General features: G+C 64.4%; 1 protein-coding gene. It reads right to left on the bottom strand.

Translation table 11 applies throughout. The annotated features are described in order from the left end of the window. Positions 1–677 (bottom strand): thiamine pyrophosphate-binding protein (locus J9611_RS21505; RefSeq protein WP_504742119.1); only part of this gene is annotated, 677 nt, incomplete at both ends.

The following is a 677-nucleotide window of genomic DNA, read 5'->3' as shown; positions in this document are numbered from 1 at the left end:
GCCTTGAGGTCCGCGAGGGTGAGCTTCTTCATCTGGTGGGTGGCGTTGCGGCCCTCGAAGTGGGTGCCCAGGCCGTAGCCCTTGACCGTGTGGGCCAGGATGACGGTGGGTTTGCCCTTGAATTCGGTGGCGGCCTTGTACGCGGCGTAGACCTTGTTGTAGTCGTGGCCGCCGCGCTTGAGGTTCCAGATCTGGTCGTCGGAGAGGTCCTGGACCATTTCCTTGGTCTGCGGGGTCTGGCCGAAGAAGTGCTCGCGGACGAACGCGCCGGACTCGGCCTTGTACGTCTGGTAGTCCCCGTCGACGGTCTCGTTCATGATCTTCACGAGCGAGCCGTCCCCGTCCTTGTCCAGGAGGGCATCCCACTCCCGGCCCCAGACGACCTTGATGACGTTCCAGCCGGCACCGCGGAAGAAGGCCTCGAGTTCCTGCATGATCTTGCCGTTGCCCCGGACGGGCCCGTCGAGGCGCTGGAGGTTGCAGTTGATCACGAAGTTGAGGTTGTCGAGCTTGTCGTTCGCGGCGAGCTGGAGCAGGCCGCGGGACTCGGGCTCGTCCATTTCGCCGTCACCCAGGAACGCCCAGACCTGCTGGTCCGAGGTGTCCTTGATGCCGCGGTTCTGCAGGTACCGGTTGGACTGCGCCTGGTAGATCGCGTTCATCGGCCCGATCCCCAT

It is taken from the genome of Pseudarthrobacter albicanus, assembly GCF_018224015.1.
Classification (GTDB): Bacteria; Actinomycetota; Actinomycetes; order Actinomycetales; family Micrococcaceae; genus Arthrobacter; species Arthrobacter albicanus.
Note: the sequence above shows the minus strand (reverse complement) of the source record. Positions and strands in the feature narration are given on the sequence as shown.